Consider the following 19942-nt stretch of genomic DNA (forward strand, 5'->3'; position numbering starts at 1 on the left):
TGCGGGGCCGGCGCGCGCAGCGCGCTTGTTGTCTGACTTCCGAGCGCCTGTCTGAACGGAGCGAACGAAGTGAGCGCAGTGAGTTGGCGAGGACGGCCCCGAAGCGAGCACCGGAGCGCAGTCGGCGCGCAGCGCCGACCGCCACCGAATGAGCCCCTGCCGGGTGCCGCCTGCCGCGACGCGCGCGACCGTGACAGCTCAGCGCCCAAGGTACACCTCGACCACCTTTTCGTTCGCCTGAACCTCCGACAGCAACCCCTCGGCCAGCACGCTCCCCTCGTGCAGCACCGTCACCTTCTTCCCGTTGCGACCGTTCTGCGTCAGCTCGCCGATGAACTTCATGTCGTGCTCGACAACGACCAGCGAGTGGTTGCCTTCGAGAGAAAGAAACAGCTCAGCCGTCCGCTCCGTCTCCTCGTCCGTCATCCCGGCGACAGGCTCGTCGAGCAGCAGCAGCTTCGGGTCCTGCATCAGCAGCATGCCGATCTCGAGCCACTGCTTCTGGCCGTGCGACAGCAACCCGGCGACGCGCTGCGCGCTGTCCTTCAGGTGGATCAGCGTCAGAATCGCGCCGATGCGGTCGAGCTGCTCGCCGTTCAGGCGGAAGAACATCGACGCGCGCACGCCGCGGTCCGCCTTCAGCGCGAGTTCGAGGTTCTCGAACACCGTCAGGTACTCGAACACGGTCGGCTTCTGGAACTTGCGGCCGATGCCGATCGACGCGATCTCGTTCTCGCGCAGGCGCAGCAGGTCGATGGTCGAGCCGAAGAACGCCTTGCCCAGATCGGGCCGGGTCTTGCCGGTGATCACGTCCATCATCGTCGTCTTGCCGGCGCCGTTCGGGCCGATGATGCAGCGCATCTCGCCGGCGCTGATCGACAGGCTCAACGCGTTCAGCGCCTTGAAGCCGTCGAAGCTCACGGTGATGTCGTCGAGGTAAAGGATCGCCCCGTGCGTGACATCGAGCTCGCCGGTCGCGATGCGGCCGTAGCTGGTCTCGCGCCCGCCCGACTCGGTGCTGGTGGGCACCGGCCGGCCCTCGTGGATCGCCTTGATGCGCGCACCGGCGGCCATCAGTTCGGGGGTCATGCGTTGTCCTTCTTGCGGCGCAGCAGGCCGATGATCCCCTGCGGCAGGAAGATCGTCACGAGGATGAACAGCAGCCCGAGGAAGTAGAGCCAGAACTCCGGGAACGCCTGCGTGAACCAGCTCTTCGCGCCGTTGACGAAGAACGCGCCGACGATCGGCCCGATCAGCGTGCCGCGCCCGCCCACCGCCGCCCAGATCGCGATCTCGATCGACGCCGCCGGCGACATCTCGCCCGGATTGATGATGCCGACCTGCGGCACATACAGCGCGCCGGCGATGCCGCACATCACCGCCGAGATCACCCAGATCGCGAGCTTGTAGCGCAGCGGGTCGTAGCCGGTGAACATCACACGGGTCTCGGCGTCGCGGATCGCCTGCAGCACGCGGCCGAACTTGCTGTTCACCAGCGCCCTTGCGAACAGGAAGAACACGATCAGCGTCATGCCGGTGATCACGAACAGCAGCATCCGCATGCTCGGGGTCGCGATCGGCAAGCCGAGGATGCGCTTGAAGTCCGTGAAGCCGTTGTTGCCGCCGAAGCCGGTCTCGTTGCGGAAGAACAGCAGCATCGCCGCATAGGTCATCGCCTGCGTGATGATCGAGAAGTAGACGCCCTTGATCCGCGAGCGGAACGCGAAGTACCCGAACACGAAGGCCAACACGCCCGGCACCAGCACCACCAGCAGCATCTGCGCGATGAACGAATCGCTGAGCGCCCAGGTCCACGGAAACGTCTTCCAGTTCAGGAAGACCATGAAGTCCGGCATGTCCATGCGGTACTGGCCGTCGCGGCCGATCTGGCGCATCAGGTACATGCCCATCGCGTAGCCGCCGAGCGCGAAGAACACGCCGTGGCCGAGCGACAGGATGCCGGTGTAGCCCCAGATCAGGTCCATCGCCAGCGCGCAGATCGCGTAGCACATGATCTTGGCGATCAGCTGCACCGCGTACTCGGACAGGTGGAACGCATTGCCGGCCGGCACCACCAGGTTCAAGACCGGCACCAGCACCGCGACGACGACGATCGCCGCCAGCACGCCGCTCCAGGCCATGCCGGTCAGCAGCCCGCGCGGCGGGCCGGCGACGGGGATCGGAGTGGACAGCACGGCGCTCATGCCTCGGCACTCCGGCCCTTCATCGCGAAGATGCCCTGCGGCCGCTTCTGGATGAAGATCACGATGAAGACGAGCACCATGATCTTCGCGAGCACCGCGCCCTGCCAGCCTTCGAGCAGCTTGTTCAGCACGCCCAGGCCCACGGCCGCGTAGACCGTGCCGGCGAGCTGGCCGACGCCGCCCAGCACGACGACCATGAACGAGTCGACGATGTAGCCCTGCCCCAGGTCCGGCCCCACGTTGCCGACCTGCGACAGCGCGCAGCCCGCCAGCCCGGCGATGCCCGAGCCGAGCGCAAACGCGTAGGTGTCGATGCGCGCGGTGTTCACGCCCATGCAGGCCGCCATCTTGCGGTTCTGGGTCACGCCGCGCACGAACAGGCCGAGGCGGGTGCGCGCGATCATCGCGGAGACGCCGAGCAGCACCAGCACCGCGAACGCGATGATCGCGATGCGGTTGAACGGCAGCGTCAGGTTGCTCATCACGTCGACCCCGCCCGACAGCCACGCCGGGTTCTCGACCGGCACGTTCTGCGCGCCGAACAGCGAGCGCACGCCCTGCTGCAGCACGAGACTGATGCCCCAAGTCGCGAGCAGCGTCTCGAGCGGGCGGCCGTACAGCCAGCGGATCACGCTGCGCTCCAGCGCCGCGCCGACCAGCGCCGCGGCGAGGAACGACGCCGGGATCGCCAGCAGCACGTAGTAGTCGAACGCGCCGGGCAGGAAGGTCTTGAAGACGTTCTGCACCACGTAGGTCGCGTAGGCGCCGATCATCATCAGCTCGCCGTGCGCCATGTTGATCACGCCCATCAGGCCGTAGGTGATCGCCAGGCCCAGCGCCACCAGCAGCAGGATCGAGCCGAGGCTGATGCCGGTGAAGATCACGCCGAGCCGCTCGCCCCACGCGAGGCGGCCTTCGATCTGGTCCAGCGACGCGACGATCGCGCCCTTCACGGCGGCGTCGGTCTCGACCTTCTGGCGCTCGATCAGCAGCGTCTTGGTAGCGGGCGTGCCGGTGGCGCCGAGCGCCTTCGCGGCGTCGAGGCGCTTGGCGGCGTCCGCGCTGCCCAGCAGCATCGCCGAGCGCACGGCGGCGAGCGCCGCCTTGATCGCGGGCACCGGCTCGGCCGCGTAGGCCTTCTCGACGATCGGCAGCTTGGCCTCGTCGGGCTCGCCGGCGAGCGTCTTGACCGCCTCGGCGCGCACCTTGGTGTCGGCCGAGAACAGCTTGATGGACGCGAGCGCGGCATCGAGCTCGCCGCGCATCTGGTTGTTGTTGACGACGTCCTCGGCGGTGTCGGGCACCGGCACTTCGGCGCCGGTGACCGGGTCACGGCCCTTGTCGTCCTTGACCACGAACACGGCGGTGTCGGTGAACTTGACCGCGTCGTCGGACAGGGCCTGGATCAGCGCGACGGTCTTCTCGTCCGCGCCCTCCAGCACCTTGTTCAACGCCGCGATCCGGTCCTCCGTCTCGCCGACCGCGAGCGCGCGCGCCTGCTGCGGCGTGAGGGCCAGCGCCGGGCCGCCGCACAGCACGGCACACAGCAAGGCTCCCCACCACGGCAACAGGCGACGCGTCATCACGAGGTCCTTACTTCTTCGCCATCAGCGCAGGCTCGTCCTTCTTGCCCTTGTTCTCGGGGATGAACGGGCTCCACGGCTGGGCCTTGACCGGGCCCGGGGTCTTCCAGACCACGTTGAACTGGCCGTCGGCCTTGATCTCGCCGATGAACACCGACTTGTGCAGGTGGTGGTTCTTCTCGTCCATCTTCGAGGTGATGCCGCTCGGCGCCGGGAAGGTCTGGCCGGCCATTGCCGCGATGACCTTGTCGGTGTCGGTCGAGCCGGCCTTCTTGACCGCCTGCGCCCACATGTTGATGCCGATGTAGGTGGCTTCCATCGGGTCGTTCGTCAGCGGCTTGTCCTTGTGGCCGGCGATGCCCTTGGCCTTGGCGTAGTCGCTCCACTTCTTGATGAACGCGGTGTTGGCCGGGCTCTTGATCGACATGAAGTAGTTCCACGCCGCCAGGTGGCCGACGAGCGGCTTGGTGTCCACGCCGCGCAGTTCTTCTTCGCCGACCGAGAAGGCGACGACCGGCACGTCCTTGGCCTTCAGGCCGGCGTTGCCGAGTTCCTTGTAGAACGGCACGTTCGAGTCGCCGTTGATGGTCGAGACCACCGCGGTCTTGCCGCCGGCTGCGAACTTCTTGATGTCGGCGACGATGGTCTGGTAGTCGGAGTGGCCGAACGGGGTGTACTTCTCGTCGATGTCCTCGTCCTTCACGCCCTTGCTGTGCAGGAAGGCGCGCAGGATCTTGTTGGTCGTGCGCGGGTAGACGTAGTCGGTGCCGAGCAGCACCCAGCGCTTGGCGCCGCCGCCGGCCTTGCTCATCAGGTACTCGACGGCGGGAATGGCCTGCTGGTTCGGCGCCGCGCCGGTGTAGAACACGTTCTTGGAGAGCTCCTCACCCTCGTACTGCACCGGGTAGAACAGCAGGCTGTTCATCTCCTCGTAGACCGGCAGCACCGACTTGCGCGACACGCTGGTCCAGCAGCCGAAGGTCACGACGACCTTGTCCTGCCCGATCAGCTGCTTGGCCTTCTCGGCGAACAGCGGCCAGTTGGAGGCCGGATCGACAACGACCGCCTCGAGCTTCTTCCCGAGCAGGCCGCCCTTGGCGTTGATCTCGTCGATCGCCATCAGCGCGGTGTCCTTCAACACCGTCTCGGAGATGGCCATCGTGCCGGACAGCGAGTGCAGCACGCCGACCTTGATCGTGTCGGCGGCGCTGGCGAGCGAGCTGAAGCCCAGGGCGGCAACGCCCAGCGCGACGGCCGTGAGGGTCTTGCCGGCTTGGCGGCGGGATGTATTCATGGATTCACGCTCCTGAAGGTTTCGGTTGGACGGGGTCGGGACCCGCAAGCGGCAAGGCCATGCTGCATTGCGTCAAACGCAGGTTACGAAGACTCGGGCCGACGCGGAATACGCCCGATGGCGTACAAGCGATCGCGGTCGTTGTCCTACACCGGCGCGTGAAGGCGGTGACTAAGGTGGTTCTTGGCACGTCGCCCTCCCCTCGAACCCGGAAACCCCCCGATGCCCAAGACCACCAAACCCGCCACGCCGCCGGCGAAGAGCAAGGCCGTCGCGGCCAAGTCGGCCGCCCGCCAGATCGACAGCGGACCGTCGCGCGTGACTGCGTCCGACGCGTCGGATGCCGCCGTCAACAAGGCCGCGCAGACCGAGCAGCTTGCCGCCGGAATGGCGTTCAACCCGACCAAGGCGGGCGAGCACGGATTTGCCAACGGCGTCTCGCCCCAGGCGGGCACGACCGTCGAGCCCGCGTCACGCCTGCCGACCGGCAGCACCTTGTCCGAGAGCAACACCTCCGGCAAGGTCGGCAGCGTCGCGCCCGAGGGCGTCAACGCGACGATCGATTCGCTCGATCGGGTGCGGGTTGACTCGGCCGGCCAGACCTTGACGACCAACCAGGGCGTCAAGATCGCCGACAACCAAAATTCGCTGAAGTACGGCGTGCGCGGCCCCGCGCTGCTGGAAGACTTCATCCTGCGCGAGAAGATCACGCACTTCGACCACGAGCGCATTCCGGAGCGCATCGTCCACGCGCGCGGGTCCGCGGCGCACGGCTTCTTCGAGAGCTACGACGCGGCCACGGACCTCACGATGGCCGCCCCGTTCCAGGAAGCCGGGAAGATCACGCCGGTGTTCGTCCGCTTCTCCACCGTCGCGGGCGAGCGCGGCTCGAAGGACACCGCGCGGGACGTGCGCGGCTTCGCGGTCAAGTTCTACACCGACGCCGGCAACTGGGACCTGGTGGGCAACAACATGCCGGTCTTCTTCATCCAGGACGCGATGAAGTTCCCGGATCTGGTCCACGCCGTCAAGCCGGAGCCGCACCACCAGATGCCGCAGGCCGCCAGCGCGCACGACACGTTCTGGGACTTCGTCTCGCTGATGCCGGAGTCGACGCACATGCTGATGTGGGTGATGTCCGACCGCGCGATCCCGCGCAGCTACGCCACGATGCAGGGCTTCGGCGTGCACAGCTACCGCATGGTCAACGAGCAGGGCACGTCGGTGTTCGTCAAGTTCCACTGGACGCCGAAGGCCGGCACGCATTCGCTGGTTTGGGACGAGGCGGTGAAGATCTGGGGCGCCGACCCCGACTACCACCGCCGCGATCTCTACGAGCGCATCGAGTCCGGCGCCTACCCGGAGTACGAGCTGGGCGTGCAGGTCTTCACCGAGGAGCAGGCCGAGGAATTCAGCTTCGACATCCTCGACGCGACGAAGATCGTGCCGGAAGAGCTGGTGCCGATCCGCCCACTCGGCCGCATGGTGCTGAACCGCAACCCGGACAACTTCTTCGCCGAGACCGAACAGGTGGCGTTCTGCACCGCGCACATCGTCCCGGGGCTGGACTTCTCGAACGATCCGCTGCTGGCCGGACGCATCCACTCGTACGTGGACACGCAGATCTCCCGCCTGGGCGGTCCCAACTTCCACGAGATTCCGATCAACGCGCCGCTCGCGCCAGTGCACAACAACCAGCGCGACGGCATGCACCGCCAGGCGATCCCGCGCGGACGCGTGTCGTACGAACCCAACTCGCTCGCGGGCGGCTGCCCGTTCCAGGCCGGTGCGGCGCACGGGTTCGTGTCGGTGGCCGCGAGCATCTCGTCGAAGGAAGCGCAGGGCAAGGTCCGCGCGAAACCCGAGAAGTTCGCCGACCACTACACGCAGGCGACGCTGTTCTTCGAGAGCCAGTCGCCGGTGGAGCAGGATCACATCGCCAACGCGTTCCGGTTCGAGCTCTCGAAGGTGACCGTTCCGGCGATCCGCGAACGCACCGTCGCGATGTTGCGCAATGCCTCCGAGGCCTTGGCGAAGAAGGTCGCCAAGGGCTTGGGCATGGAGACGTTGCCCGACCCGCTGCCCAAGGCGCTGCCCGACGTGGCGACGCCCGAGGTGTTGAAGTCGCCAGCGCTGTCGCTTCTGCATCGCCCGGGTGATGGCTCGCTCGCGGGCCGCAAGGTCGCCATCGTCGTCGCACCCGGCGTGGAGGCCGAGTTCGTGCGCGAGGCGCAAGCCCGCCTGCTGGAACGGGGCGCCGTCGCGCGCATCGTCGGACCGCGAATCGGGCCGATCCCGGCCGCGTCGGGCGACGCGCTCGATGCCGATGCGTCCATGGAAAACGAACCGGGTTTCCTGTTCGATGCGCTGATCCTCGCCGACGGCGCCGCCGCGATCGCCGCGCTCGCCCAGGACGGCCACACGATGGAGTTCGTCAAGGACCAGTTCCGCCACTGCAAGCCGATCCTGGCGGTCGGCGAAGCGCGCCGGCTGCTGCTGCAGGCCGGGCTGCCGATCAGCCTGGACAAGAGCCTGGCCCAGGGCGGCACGGGCCTGATCGTGGCCGAAGCCGGCGCCGGCACCGCCGCGATGGACGCCTTCATGGACGCCATGGCGATGCACCGTCACTTCGGCCGCGAGATGGACCCGCCGCTGCTGTGACCCGACTCCCGAATCAACCAGGAACCACCATGGCCGACTACCCCGCCAAGAACGCGTGCCAGCTGCTGGACGCGGACCACATCGCCGTCAAGCACTTGTTCGTCGAGTACGCCCGTCTGGCGATGTCGCCCGATGCGCCGACCTCCCAGGCGCGGCGCATCGCGCTCGCCACCCAGATCTGCGATGAATTGACCGTCCATGCCCAGATCGAGGAAGAAATCTTCTACCCCGCCCTGCGGCGGGCACTCCCGGACGAGGCGGACGAATTGGACGAAGCCGCCGCCGAGCACCAGGAAGCCAAGCAGCTGATCGCGGACATCCGTGCGCTCGGCGAAGCGAACCCGGCCATGGACACGCTGGTGGCGGAGTTGAACGTCGCCATCGAGCACCACGTCAAGGAAGAGCGAGACGAACTGTTCCCGAAAGCCAAGGCGGCGCCGGGGCTGGACTTGAACGTCCTCGGTGATCAGCTGCGCGAGCGTCAGCAGGCGCTGCAGGCCGAGGCGGTCCCGGCCGCCTGAGCTCAGGCGGCGACGCCCAGGTTGAGCTGGCGCAGCCGGCCCATCACCAGGTTGGCGGCGGCGGTGCGGGTCTCGACGCCGAGCTTCACGTAGACGCGCTCGAGGTGCTTCTTGACGGTCGCGGTACTGCTGCCGAGGATGTCCCCGATGTCCCGGTTGGTCTTGCCCTTGGCGACCCAGTAGAGCACCTCGGCCTCGCGCAGCGTGAGCTTGAACGCCTGCACCATCGCGTCGACGACGGCCGCGTCGGACACCTCGCGCATCACGATCAGCAGGTCGTCGTCGCCGGTGCGCTGCTGCAGCGCGAACACGAGCTGGCGGGTGCCGGCATCGGTCTGGCGGTTGACCGACAGCGGACGTGGCTCGCGCCCGTCGCTGGCCGCGGACGACTCTGCCCGCAACCAGTCGAGCACGGGGCGCGGGATCTGCGCGGGCGGCGCGGCGAAGTAGTCGTGCATCAGCTGACGCGCCAGCGGCGTCTGCCAGACCGCGCGCACCGCGCCGGTCGCGTCGTCGAGGCGGATCGCCATCGTCGCGTGGCCGAACGCGTCGAGCGCGTTGCGCGCCTGGGTGGCCTGCTGCTTCTCGTGCAGGCGCTCGCGCGCGCCGCTCATGTGCACGCTGATGCGCGCCAGCACCTCCTGGGCGCGGATCGGCTTGGTCACGTAGTCGACGCCACCCGCCGCGAATGCCGCGACCACGTGCTCGGTCTCGGTCAGGCCGGTCATGAAGATGATCGGGATGGGCGCGGTGACCGGGTGCGCCTTCAATCGTCGCGCCACTTCGAAGCCGTCCATGCCCGGCATGACCGCATCGAGCAGCACCACGTCGGGCTGCGCCTGCACGGCGCGCTGCAGCGCGCTGTCGCCGTTGGTCGCGACGAGCACGGTGTAACCGGCTTCGTCGAGCGCGTCGTGCAGCACCGAGAGGTTGTCCGGCACGTCGTCGACGATCAGCACGACGGCCGATTCGCTGCGGTCGGGCAGGGGTTCATTCATGCGGGGCCTGCTGGTCGTTGAGGGCCTGGCGGATCACGCGCGTCATCGCATCGAGCTGGAACTGCTGCGCCAGCGCGCGCAGGTGTTGCGTGAAAGCGGTGCGGCCGGTGTCGCGGGCCTCGATCTCGTCGAGCTTACGGACGATGCCGCGGTAATAGCCGAGGCTCACCAGTTGGTCGAGCGCACGCAGGTGCTCGGCCTCGGGCAGGGTGCGGGGATCGGCCGGCGCCGGCGGTGCAGAGAGCGCCGGCGCGCGCCACGGCGCCTCGTGCCAGTCGAGTTGCAGGCGCGCACCCAGCCAGTCCAGCAGCTCGCCGACGCGCACGGGCTTGAGCACGAAATCCTCGGGCGCGATGCCGACGTCGTTGTCCAGCCCCTTGTCGAACGCGTTGCCCGAGACGATCGCGATCGGTGCCTCGCTGAGCCGCTGCTCGCGGATGGCCCGCACGGTCGCCCAGCCGTCGATGCCGGGCATCGCCAGGTCCATCAGGATCGCGTCGGGCCGGTGGTCGCGCAGGATGTCGAGGCAGGCCTGTCCCGACGCGGCCTTGCGGATCTCGAAACCGAGCGGCTCCAGCAGGTTGGCGAGCAGGTCGCGATCGACCTCCTCGTTGTCGACCACGAGCACCTGGCGCCGACAGCCGGCGTACCCGGTGCGCGCGATGCGCGGCAGCTCGCGCTCGACCCGCACGCCGCTCACCTCCGGCAGGAACAACCGGATGCGGAACAAGGTGCCCTGCCCCGGCGCGCTGCGCACCGTCATCTCGCCGCCCATCAGGTCGGTCAGCATCTTGCCGATCGTCAGGCCCAGCCCGGTGCCGCCGCTGGCCGCGGCGCTCGCCTCCCAGCCGCGCGCGAACGGCTCGAACACGTGCTCGATCTCGTCGGCGGCGATCCCCGGGCCGGTGTCCTCGATCTCGAACACCGCCATCTCGCGCGCATAGCCGACGCGGAACTCGACCCGCCCGACATGGGTGAACTTGACCGCGTTGCCGAGCACGTTGATCAGGATCTGGCGCAGCCGCTTCTCGTCGGCGCGCACCACCTCGGGCAGCGGCTCGGTCAGCACGGGCCGGAACTCGATGCCCTTGGCCGCCGCCTGCAGCTCGAACATGCGCGAAGTCTCCTGCACGCAGTCGCGAAAGCGCATCGGCCGGTTCTCGAGCCGCAGCTTGCCGCCCTCGATGCGCGCGATGTCCAGCGTGCCCTCGATCAGCGACAGCAGGTGCTCGCCGCCGCGCCGGATCACCTTGACCGCCTGGTGGCGGTGCGGCGGCACCGACGCGTCCTCCTCCAGCAACTGCGCATAGCCGAGGATGCTGTTCAGCGGCGTGCGCAACTCATGGCTCACGGTCGTGATGTAGCGGCTCTTGGCCTGGTTGGCCAGCTCGGCGCTGCGCTTGGCGAGCTGCAGTTCGGCATCGGTGCGGCGGTGCGATTCGATCTCGCGCCGCAGCGTCTGCGCCTGTTCGTTCAGCACCCGGGTCTGCTCGTTCAGCGCCTGGGTCTGGCGGTTCGACTCCTCCTGCGCCACCTGGCGGCTCTTGTGGGTTAGCACCAGCCACCAGGCGACGATGCCGCTGACCAGCAGCAGCGCCGCGAACGCCTTGACGAAGCCGAGCCGCAGCGCCGCCGCGCCGGCCCCGCCAGCCTCCAGCAGCGCCGGCAACTCCTGGGTGTAGAGCGTCGCGAACAGGCCCCCCAGCAGCGGCACCACCACGGCCATCAGCAGCAGGTAGTGCCCGAGGCCGGTCTCGATGTAGGGCCACGCGGCGCGCGGCAGCAGCGTGCGCAGCAGCTGGTTCCACTGCACCGACAGCCGCGCATGCGGCTTGCACAGGTCGTTGCAGCGGGCGTCCAGCGTGCAGCACAGCGAACAGATGTCGCCCTGGTAGGCCGGGCAGTGCGCGAGGTCGTCGCGTTCGTAGTCGCGATCGCAGATCACGCAACGGGTCAGGCGCTTGTAGCTGCCGGCGTCGGTCGCGAGTGACGGTGAGCGCGCCAGGTAGTAGCGGCCCTTCGTCCACCAGGCGATCAGCGGCGAGACGAGCAGCGCGGTGACCAGCGCGATCAGCGCCGAGAACGCCTGGGCCAGCGGCCCGAGCGCGCCGAGGTAGGCGACGATCGACAGCAGCGACGCCACGCCCATCGCGCCCACGCCGACCGGGTTGACGTCGTACAGGTGCGCGCGCTTGAACTCGATGCCCTTCGGCGACCAGCCCATCGGCTTGTTGATCACCAGGTCGGCGACCACGGCCATCATCCAGCTGATCGCGATGTTCGAGTACAGCCCCAGCACCTTGCCGAGCGCCTGGAACACGTTGAGCTCCATCAGCATCAGCGCGATCGCGGTGTTGAACACCATCCAGACCACGCGGCCCGGGTGGCTGTGGGTCAGCCGCGCGAAGAAGTTGGACCACGCGAGCGAGCCGGCGTACGCGTTCGTGACGTTGATCTTGAGCTGCGAGACGAACACGAACAGCGCGGTCGCGGCGACCGCCAGGCCGTACTGCGAGAACACCGCGTTGTACGCGACCAGGTACATCTGCGTCGGGTCGACGGCGCGGTCGGGCGGCACCGAGTAGCCGATCGCCAGGTACGCGAGCAGCGAGCCCGCCAGCATCTTCAGCACGCCCGGCACGACCCAGCCGGGGCCGCCGATGATCACGCCGGCCCACCAGCGCGCCTTCTGTTTCGGCAACGGCTCGGGCATGAAGCGCAGGTAGTCGGCCTGTTCGCCCATCTGCGTGATGAGGGCGATGCCCACCGTCATCGCGGCGCCGAACTTCAGCAGGTCGAAGCCGGGCGCGCGCGGCGTGCCGTCGGCGCCCTGGCCGCCGTACTGCCAGATCTCGGCGAGCACCCCCGGGTGCTGGTGCAACACGTAGGCGAGCGGCACGATCAGCATCAGCAGCCACAGCGGCTGGGTCCAGACCTGCAGCCGGCTGATCGTCGTGACGCCGTGCGTGACCAGCGGGATCACGACCAGCGAGCAGAGCAGGTAGCCCCAGGCCGGCGGGATGTCGAACGCGAGCTCGATCGCGTACGCCATGATCGCCGCCTCGAGCGCGAAGAAGATGAACGTGAAGCTGGCGTAGATCAGCGAGGTGATCGTCGAGCCGATGTAGCCGAAACCGGCGCCGCGCGTCAGCAGGTCCATGTCGACGCCGTGGCGGGCCGCGCAGACGCTGATCGGCCAGCCGGCGAGGAAGATGATCAGCCCGGTCGCCAGGATCGCCCAGAACGCGTTGACGAAGCCGTAGTCGACCAGCAGCGTGCCGCCGACCGCCTCCAGCACCAGGAACGAGGCCGCACCGAACGCGGTGTTCGCCACGCGCAGCGCCGACCACTTGCGGAACGAGCGCGGCGTGAAGCGCAGCGCGTAATCCTCCATCGTCTCGCGCGCGACCCAGGCGTTGTAGTCGCGCCGGACCTTGATGACCTGCTGCACCGCGGTCGCACCCGGCGGCGCGGCCACGCCCTGCCCCACGCGCGGGCGTGCGGCGTCGTCGGCCGGGGTCAGCAAGGCGCTCATGAACCGTCTTGGTGCAAGCCCTGTGCCACCGACCTGCACTAGCATCCGGCACGTCTCCTGCTACCCGCCACACCCCATGGAACTGACCCCGCGCGAGAAGGACAAGCTGCTGATCTTCACCGCCGCGCTGCTGGCCGAGCGGCGCAAGGCGCGCGGACTGAAGCTCAACTACCCCGAGGCGGTGGCGCTGATCAGCGCCGCGATCATGGAAGGCGCGCGCGACGGCAAGAGCGTGGCCGCGCTGATGAGCGAGGGCAAGACCGTGCTGACCCGCGCCGACGTCATGGACGGCGTGGCCGAACTCATCCCCGAGATCCAGATGGAGGCCACCTTCCCCGATGGCACCAAACTGGTGACCGTGCACCAACCCATTGCGTAGAGGCGCGCAGCACCATGATCCCTGGCGAACTGTTGACCGACGGCCCCGACCACGCGCTGAACCCGGGCCGGCGCACTGCGACCTTCGTGATCGAGAACACCGGCGACCGGCCGATCCAGGTCGGCTCGCACTACCACTTCGCCGAGACCAACGCCGCACTGCGATTCGACCGCGCCGCGGCGCGCGGCATGCGGCTGAACATCGCCTCCGGCACCGCGGTGCGGTTCGAGCCGGGGCAGCAGCGGACGGTGGAGCTGGTGGACTACGCGGGTGCTCGGGCGGTTTACGGGTTTCGCGGGTTGGTTCAAGGGGCGCTTTGATACGTGCCCTTGGTGTTCTTCGTGATCAAGAAGTAGCCAACACCCACCTCCGCCCAAGAGAGAAGCAGACATCATGGTCAAGATCACCCGCCGCGCCTACGCCGAAATGTTCGGCCCGACCACCGGTGACCGCGTGCGCCTGGCCGACACGGGTCTGATCGTCGAGGTCGAAAAGGACTTCACCCTCCAAGCCGGCGGCTACGGCGAAGAGGTGAAGTTCGGCGGCGGCAAGACCATCCGCGACGGCATGGGCCAGAGCCAGCGGCTCGCCGCGGACGTGGCCGACACCGTGATCACCAACGCGCTGATCATCGACCACTGGGGCGTCGTCAAGGCCGACATCGCGATCAAGAACGGCCTGATTGCCGGCATCGGCAAGGCCGGCAACCCCGACGTTCAGCCGGGCGTCGACATCGTGATCGGGCCGGGCACCGAGATCATCGCCGGCGAGGGGAACATCATCACCGCCGGCGGCATCGACACCCACATCCACTTCATCTGCCCGCAGCAGATCGAGGAGGCGCTGATGAGCGGCGTGACGACGATGATGGGCGGCGGCACCGGCCCGGCCACCGGCACCTTCGCGACCACCTGCACGCCCGGGCCGTGGCACATCCACTCGATGCTGCGTTCGGCCGAGAGCTTCCCGATGAACCTGGGCTTCCAGGGCAAAGGCAACGCCTCGCTGCCCGGCGCGCTGGAAGAGCAGATCGAGGCCGGCGCCTACGGCCTCAAGCTGCACGAGGACTGGGGCACGACACCGGCCGCGATCGACAACTGCCTGAGCGTGGCCGACCGGCACGACGTGCAGGTCACGATCCACACCGACACGCTGAACGAGTCGGGCTTCGTCGAAGACACGGTCGCCGCGTTCAAGGGCCGCACGATCGCGACCTTCCACACCGAGGGCGCCGGCGGCGGCCACGCGCCGGACATCATCAAGGTCGCCGGCCTGCCGAACGTGCTGCCGTCGTCGACCAACCCGACGATGCCGTACACCGTCAACACTGTCGACGAGCACCTCGACATGCTGATGGTCTGCCACCACCTCGACGCCTCGATCGCCGAGGACCTGGCCTTCGCCGAGAGCCGGATCCGGCGCGAGACGATCGCCGCCGAGGACATCCTGCACGACCTGGGCGTGTTCTCGATGATGAGCTCGGACAGCCAGGCGATGGGCCGGGTCGGCGAAGTCATCATCCGCACCTGGCAGGCCGCGCACAAGATGAAGGCGCAGCGCGGCAGCCTGCCGGAAGACAACGCGCGCCACGACAACTTCCGCGTCAAGCGCTACATCGCGAAGTACACGATCAACCCGGCGATCACGCAGGGCATCTCGCACGTGGTCGGCTCGGTGGAGGTCGGCAAGCTTGCCGATCTCGTCGTCTGGAAGCCGGCATTCTTCGGCGTCAAGCCGAGCCTGATCATCAAGGGCGGCATGATCGCCGCGGCCGCGATGGGCGACCCGAACGCCAGCATCCCGACCCCGCAGCCGGTGCACTACCGCCCGATGTTCGGCGCGTTCGGCGCGGCGATGGACACCACCTGCATCACCTTCATGTCGAAGGCCGCCGTGGCGGGTGGGGTGGCGCAGCGACTGGGCCTGCGCCGGCGCGTCGAAGCAGTGAAGAACACCCGCGCGATCGGCAAGCAGGACATGATCCACAACGCCGGCACACCGACGATCGAGGTCGATGCGCAGACCTACGAGGTGCGCGCCGACGGCGTGCTGCTGACCTGCGAGCCGGCCACCGAGCTGCCGATGGCGCAGCGCTACTTCCTGTTCTAAGGAGCGCCCGCGTGTGAAGCGTCCGTAGCAAAGTTGGCATTGCGACGGACAGCGCGGCGCGCCAAGCGCGTCGAAGCGTCAAACTCGTCCGCTGGCCCACGCCACGCGAGACATGCCCTCACCCGACGCTTTCGACGACACGATCCCGGCCAGCGAGTTGCTGCGCCAGGCCGAGAACCGGCTCGGCAGCGGCGGCATCGGCGCGACGCCGATGACCCGGCTGGCCGAGCAGGCGGTCCGGCGGGCCCGCGAGACGGGGGACCGGCAGACCGAGGCACTGGCCCAGTACTACTGCCTGTGGGACCAGGTCTTCGCGCTGCCGGAAGCCGAGATGCTGGACCGGGTCGAGGCCGCGCGCCGTCACTGCCAGCCGCTCGGCGTGCCGCGTGCGCTGTGGCTGCTCGACGACCTGGAGGCCTGGGTGCGGATCCACCACGGTCGCCACATGGAGGGCATCGCGATCTGCCAGCGGCTCGAGCGGCTGGCCCCCGAGTCGAGGCCGGCCTTCGAGCGCAGCTTCGCGGCCTACAACCTGTCGTTCGCGCATGAATGGCTGGGCCACCACGACGACACGATGCGGCTGCGGTACCGTTTCCTGCAGCTCGCCGAGGAGGCCGGCCGGCCGATCTGGCTGGCGGGCGCGTGCGTCTGCCTCGGCGAGTTCCTGACCGAGACGATGCTCGATCCCGAGCAGGGCCTGCCGTATCTCCAGCGGGCCCGGCAACTCTGGCGCGACCAGCCGATGGCGGTCATCAAGCTGATGGTCACGGCCCGGACGATCGTCGCGCTGAACATGCTGGGCCGGCACCAGGAGGCCTACGACGTCTTCACCGAAGACACCGCGGCGCCGGGAGCGATGGCCGTGGTCGCCTCCCAGCGCGCCCAGCTCACGCTGGCGCTGATCGGCGTCGGCCGGCTCGACGAGGCGCAAGCCTGGCTGGACCAGCTGACGCCGGCGTACCGGACGACCGACAAGGACGGGTTCCCGGTCGCGCCTCTGATGCGGCTGCGGCTGCTGTGCGCGCAGCGGCGTTATGCCGAGGCGCGCGCACTGGCCGAGGCCGAGCGCGACCGGGTCGCGATCCACATGAATTCGACCTGTGACCGCGTGCAGCTGTTCGACCACCTGCGCGAGGCGTGCGAGGCCCTGGGCGACCGGGCGGCGGCTGCGGAGGCCGCCACGGCGGCACGCGAGGCCTGCCTGCCGCTGGTCACCCGCTCGGCGCGCGCGCGCTACCTGGCCGTGCAGATCGAGCGTGACCCGGCCAACGCGCCGCCGCTCTCCGCGGTCGACGAGCGCCGGCTCGACGCGATCGCGCGCGAAGTGCGGGCCCAGTCGGCCCGGGCCGCCGCGCCGCGGGTGCCACGGTTCCTGGCCCAGGTGGTCCACGAGCTGCGCAACCCGATCGGTGGCGTCATGGGCATGAGCTCGCTGCTGCTGATGTCCGACCTGGACGAGAAGCAGCGCCGCTTCACCTCGGCGATCAGCCATTCCGCCTCGACGCTGGAGCGGCTGATCGACGACGTGCTCGATCTCGCCAAGATCGAGCGCGGCCAGTTCCAGCTCAACCCGCAGCCGTTCGCGCTCGAACCCTGGCTGGAACAGGCCACCGCAGCCTACGTGGCGCAGGGCCAGGCCAAGGGCGTGGTCGTCTCGACGCGGCTCGACTTCGGGCTGCCGGCGCGGGTCGTCGGCGACGCGCTGCGGATCCGCCAGGTGCTCGTCAACCTGCTGTCGAACGCGCTCAAGTTCACCCGCACCGGGCGCGTCGACGTGGAGGCGCGCCGGCTCGCCGGCGCTGCGCGCGATGCGGTGCGGGTGCGCTTCGAGGTGCGCGACACCGGCACCGGCATCTCCGAAGAGGCGCTGCAGCGCCTGTTCCAGGAATTCGTGCAGGCCGACGAGACGATCGCCGAGCACTACGGCGGCACCGGCCTGGGCCTGGCGCTGTGCAAGCAACTCGTCGAGGCGATGGGCGGGCACATTGGCGCGAGCAGCCAGAAAGGCGTGGGGAGCCTGTTCTGGTTCGAGCTGGATCTGGCCTGCGCCCGGCAGGCGGCGCGAACTCCTGCCCGGGCCGGGCGCGCTTGACGATTGCGGTAAATCGTCATTGACTCGTTCAGCAATCCCGCAGCATCGCTATTCGTTGAAAAGTTAGCGGGGAACAGGCCATCCGTTGCGCAGAAGGCGCACAACGCGTCAGAATGTTTCGCAGCCAGGATGTTGCGAGACATGCCCCCTTCCGACTCCGACCTCGACATCTCGCGCACGGTGCCCGCGAGCGAGTTGCTGCGTCAGGCCGAGCGTCTGCTCGGCAGCGGGGGCCTGGGGCGCGACACGCCGATGGCGCGCATCGCCGAGCAGGCCGCGCAACGCGCCCGCGAAACCGGCGACGCCGAGACCGAAGCCCTGGCCCAGTTCTATCGTTTGCTCGGCCTGGTCAGCGCCGTGCCGCAGGCCGAGGTGATGGCGCAGGTGGACGCGGCCCGCGCGCTCTGCGCGACGCTGGGCGTGCCGCGCGCGTTGTGGCTGCTCGACGACCTCGAAGCGTCGGCCTGCATGTACGACGGTCGCCACATGGCGACCATCGCGATCTGCCAGCGCCTGGACCGGCTCTCGCCCGACGTGCGCCCGGCATTCGAGCGCAGCGTGTCGGTGTACTACCTCTCGTTCGCGCACCAGTGGCTGGGGCACTACGACGACACGCTGCGGCTGCGCTTTCGCTTGTTGCAACTGGCCGAACAGGCCGGCCGGCCGCTGTGGATCGCCAGCGCGTGCATCTGCCTGGGCGCGTTCCTCACGCAGGAGACACTCGATCCCGAAAAGGGTCTGCCCTACCTGCATCGCGCACGGGACATCTGGCGCACCGAGACGCTTTCGGAGGTCGCCTTGGTGGCGACGACGCAGACCGTTGTCGCGCTCGACATGCTGGGCCGGCATCAGGAGGCATACGAGGTCTTCGCGGAAGACACCAGCCGGGAAGGTGCGATGGACCTGGTGGACCCGCAGCGCGCGCGGCTGACACTGGCGCTGCTGGGCGTCGGACGGCTCGACGAGGCGCAGGCCTGGCTCGACGCCCTGCCCGAGCGCTACCTCACACTCGCGAAGGACGGCTTCCCGATCGCGCCGCTGATGCGCCTGCGCATGCTCTGCGCGCAGCGGCGCCACGCCGAGGCCCGGGCACTGGCCGAGACCGAGCGCGACCGGAGCCTGATCCACATCCGCTCCACCTACGACCGCGTCCAGCTGCTCGACCTGCTGCGCGAGTCCTGCGAGGCGCTGGGCGACATGCCCGCCGCTGCCGAAGCGGCCATGGCCGCCCGCGAGACCTGCCTGCCGCTGGTGAACCTGTCGGCCCGCGCCCGCTACCTCGCCGAGCAGCTCGAGCGCGATCCGGCCAAGGCGCCGCCGTTGTCGGCCGTCGACGAGCGCCGTCTCGAGGCAATCGCGCGCGAAGTACAGGCCCAGTCCCAGCGGGCTGCGCCCCCGCAGGTGCCGCGGTTCCTGGCGCACGTGGTACACGAACTGCGCAACCCGATCGGCGGCGTGATGGGGATGAGCTCGCTGCTGCTGATGTCGAACCTCGACGAAAAGCAGCGCCGCTTCACCTCGGCGATCAGCAACTCGGCCTCCACGCTGCAGCGGCTGATCGACGACGTGCTCGATCTCGCCAAGATCGAACGCGGCCAGTTCCAGCTCAACCCGCAGCCGTTCGAGCTCGAACCCTGGTTGGCGCAGGCGACCGCGGCTTACGTGGCGCAGGGGGAAGCCAAGGGGGTGACCGTCACGGCGCAGCTCGATCCCGGGCTGCCCGAGCACGTCGTCGGTGACGCGTTGCGCATCCGCCAGGTGCTGGTCAACTTCCTGTCCAACGCGCTCAAGTTCACGCGAACCGGGCGCGTCGACGTTCGCCTGCGACTGCTCGGCGGCGCGCCCGCCGGCTCGGCTCGGCTGCGCTTCGAGGTGTGCGACACCGGCACCGGCATTTCCGAGGACGCCCTGAAGCGCCTGTTCCAGGAATTCGTTCAGGCCGACCAGACCATCGCCCAGGATTACGGCGGGACCGGCCTGGGCCTGGCGCTGTGCAAGCAACTCGTCGAAGCCATGGGCGGGCGCATCGGCGCGACCAGCCAGAAAGGCACGGGGAGCGTGTTCTGGTTCGAGCTCGACCTGGCGCGGGCCGCGCAGGCGACGCGTTCCCCGGCCGAGATCGGCCAGGATTGACGCTCGGTCGGCTTCAGTGATTCGTGGTGTGCATCGCCAGCGTGCGCGACAGGGCCGCGGCGGCTTCGCCCGACATCTCGATCGGCAGCACCTGCCCCGACTCGAACTGCAGGTGCAGGCGCACCTGCCCGGGGCTGGCCGCATGCACCACGCCGACCGCCAGGCACTGCACCGCCAACGGCAGCTCGGCGCTGATCACCGACGGCCCGCTCGAATCGGCGTTCAGCAGCGCCGCCGCGACGGCCGGCGCATCCGCATCCCGCACCTCGATCGAGGCGTCGCGCACGCGCCCGTCGACGGTGGATTCGGTCTCGATCACCACGCTGGGCGCGCCCGCGGCGGAGCCCGGGTTCGAGTCCTTCACTTCCTCGATCGTCACCTCGACCTTGTTCGCCTGCATCTCGACTGTCCTCGGCTCAAGCCGCATCCCAAG

General features: G+C 68.8%; 14 protein-coding genes. 7 read left to right on the forward strand and 7 right to left on the reverse strand.

The genetic code is table 11. From position 1 onward, the window contains the following. Window positions 1–198: 198 nt before the first annotated feature. From urtD to urtA, 4 genes are read right to left on the reverse strand one after another with little or no spacing between them, the layout of a single operon-like run. Complete coding sequence (gene urtD, locus ACWH49_RS05000; protein ID WP_448170458.1) at window positions 199–1089, reverse strand: urea ABC transporter ATP-binding protein UrtD; 891 nt, start codon at window positions 1087–1089, stop codon at window positions 199–201. Further along, entirely contained in the window at window positions 1086–2204 is a 1119-nt protein-coding gene (gene urtC / locus ACWH49_RS05005; protein ID WP_448170459.1) for an urea ABC transporter permease subunit UrtC, read from the reverse strand. Before urtC ends, urtD begins: the two co-directional genes overlap by 4 nt. Further along, on the reverse strand, window positions 2201–3787 hold the full coding sequence (urtB, locus tag ACWH49_RS05010; RefSeq protein WP_448170460.1) for an urea ABC transporter permease subunit UrtB: 1587 nt from the start codon (window positions 3785–3787) through the stop codon (window positions 2201–2203). The genes urtC and urtB overlap by 4 nt, the downstream gene beginning before the upstream one ends. A 10-nt stretch (window positions 3788–3797) precedes the next feature. After that, window positions 3798–5081 (reverse strand): urea ABC transporter substrate-binding protein, encoded by a 1284-nt coding sequence (urtA, locus tag ACWH49_RS05015; RefSeq protein ID WP_448170461.1) that lies wholly within the window; start codon window positions 5079–5081, stop codon window positions 3798–3800. A 222-nt stretch (window positions 5082–5303) separates the two neighbouring features. Between urtA and ACWH49_RS05020 the strand changes: the two genes are divergently transcribed. Next, window positions 5304–7742 carry a catalase gene (locus ACWH49_RS05020; RefSeq protein WP_448170462.1) on the forward strand — a complete coding sequence of 813 codons (2439 nt, stop codon included), beginning with the start codon at window positions 5304–5306 and terminating at the stop codon, window positions 7740–7742. A 29-nt stretch (window positions 7743–7771) separates the two neighbouring features. After that, complete coding sequence (locus ACWH49_RS05025) at window positions 7772–8263, forward strand: hemerythrin domain-containing protein (RefSeq protein WP_448170463.1); 492 nt, start codon at window positions 7772–7774, stop codon at window positions 8261–8263. A gap of 2 nt (window positions 8264–8265) precedes the next feature. Here ACWH49_RS05025 and ACWH49_RS05030 read toward each other — a convergent pair whose 3' ends face one another. Both ACWH49_RS05030 and ACWH49_RS05035 read right to left on the reverse strand, forming a co-directional pair. Next, the gene (locus tag ACWH49_RS05030; RefSeq protein ID WP_448170464.1) at window positions 8266–9261 is read right to left on the reverse strand and encodes a response regulator; all 996 of its coding nucleotides are present in this window, start codon (window positions 9259–9261) and stop codon (window positions 8266–8268) included. After that, window positions 9254–12796, reverse strand: a complete 3543-nt coding sequence (locus ACWH49_RS05035; RefSeq protein WP_448170465.1) for an ATP-binding protein — start codon at window positions 12794–12796, stop codon at window positions 9254–9256. The genes ACWH49_RS05030 and ACWH49_RS05035 overlap by 8 nt, the downstream gene beginning before the upstream one ends. A gap of 76 nt (window positions 12797–12872) precedes the next feature. Here ACWH49_RS05035 and ureA point away from each other — a divergent pair, with 76 nt between their 5' ends. From ureA to ACWH49_RS05060, 5 genes are all read left to right on the forward strand, one after another. After that, on the forward strand, window positions 12873–13175 hold the full coding sequence (gene ureA, locus ACWH49_RS05040; protein WP_056464993.1) for an urease subunit gamma: 303 nt from the start codon (window positions 12873–12875) through the stop codon (window positions 13173–13175). 14 nt (window positions 13176–13189) lie between these two features. Continuing rightward, complete coding sequence (locus tag ACWH49_RS05045; RefSeq protein WP_448170466.1) at window positions 13190–13495, forward strand: urease subunit beta; 306 nt, start codon at window positions 13190–13192, stop codon at window positions 13493–13495. 73 nt (window positions 13496–13568) lie between these two features. After that, entirely contained in the window at window positions 13569–15284 is a 1716-nt protein-coding gene (ureC, locus tag ACWH49_RS05050; protein ID WP_448170467.1) for an urease subunit alpha, read from the forward strand. 112 nt (window positions 15285–15396) lie between these two features. After that, window positions 15397–17376 carry a sensor histidine kinase gene (locus ACWH49_RS05055; protein WP_448170468.1) on the forward strand — a complete coding sequence of 660 codons (1980 nt, stop codon included), beginning with the start codon at window positions 15397–15399 and terminating at the stop codon, window positions 17374–17376. Between the two features lie 141 nt (window positions 17377–17517). Continuing rightward, window positions 17518–19509, forward strand: coding sequence for an ATP-binding protein (locus ACWH49_RS05060; protein WP_448170469.1), 1992 nt, complete (start codon window positions 17518–17520; stop codon window positions 19507–19509). Between the two features lie 13 nt (window positions 19510–19522). On the opposite strand, the gene ACWH49_RS05065 is transcribed toward ACWH49_RS05060, so the two are convergent. Next, on the reverse strand, window positions 19523–19909 hold the full coding sequence (locus ACWH49_RS05065) for a hypothetical protein (protein ID WP_448170470.1): 387 nt from the start codon (window positions 19907–19909) through the stop codon (window positions 19523–19525). Window positions 19910–19942: the final 33 nt, after the last annotated feature.

It is taken from the genome of Rhizobacter fulvus, assembly GCF_964020785.1.

Coding starts and splice junctions, on each gene's coding strand:
- ACWH49_RS05045 (WP_448170466.1), top strand. CDS start 13,190: ATGATCCCTGGCGAACTGTTGACCGACGGCCCCGACCACGCGCTGAAC.
- ureC (WP_448170467.1), top strand. CDS start 13,569: ATGGTCAAGATCACCCGCCGCGCCTACGCCGAAATGTTCGGCCCGACC.
- urtC (WP_448170459.1), bottom strand. CDS start 2,204: ATGAGCGCCGTGCTGTCCACTCCGATCCCCGTCGCCGGCCCGCCGCGC.
- urtD (WP_448170458.1), bottom strand. CDS start 1,089: ATGACCCCCGAACTGATGGCCGCCGGTGCGCGCATCAAGGCGATCCAC.
- ACWH49_RS05030 (WP_448170464.1), bottom strand. CDS start 9,261: ATGAATGAACCCCTGCCCGACCGCAGCGAATCGGCCGTCGTGCTGATC.
- urtA (WP_448170461.1), bottom strand. CDS start 5,081: ATGAATACATCCCGCCGCCAAGCCGGCAAGACCCTCACGGCCGTCGCG.
- ACWH49_RS05060 (WP_448170469.1), top strand. CDS start 17,518: ATGCCCCCTTCCGACTCCGACCTCGACATCTCGCGCACGGTGCCCGCG.
- urtB (WP_448170460.1), bottom strand. CDS start 3,787: ATGACGCGTCGCCTGTTGCCGTGGTGGGGAGCCTTGCTGTGTGCCGTG.
- ACWH49_RS05055 (WP_448170468.1), top strand. CDS start 15,397: ATGCCCTCACCCGACGCTTTCGACGACACGATCCCGGCCAGCGAGTTG.
- ureA (WP_056464993.1), top strand. CDS start 12,873: ATGGAACTGACCCCGCGCGAGAAGGACAAGCTGCTGATCTTCACCGCC.
- ACWH49_RS05025 (WP_448170463.1), top strand. CDS start 7,772: ATGGCCGACTACCCCGCCAAGAACGCGTGCCAGCTGCTGGACGCGGAC.
- ACWH49_RS05020 (WP_448170462.1), top strand. CDS start 5,304: ATGCCCAAGACCACCAAACCCGCCACGCCGCCGGCGAAGAGCAAGGCC.
- ACWH49_RS05065 (WP_448170470.1), bottom strand. CDS start 19,909: ATGCAGGCGAACAAGGTCGAGGTGACGATCGAGGAAGTGAAGGACTCG.
- ACWH49_RS05035 (WP_448170465.1), bottom strand. CDS start 12,796: ATGAGCGCCTTGCTGACCCCGGCCGACGACGCCGCACGCCCGCGCGTG.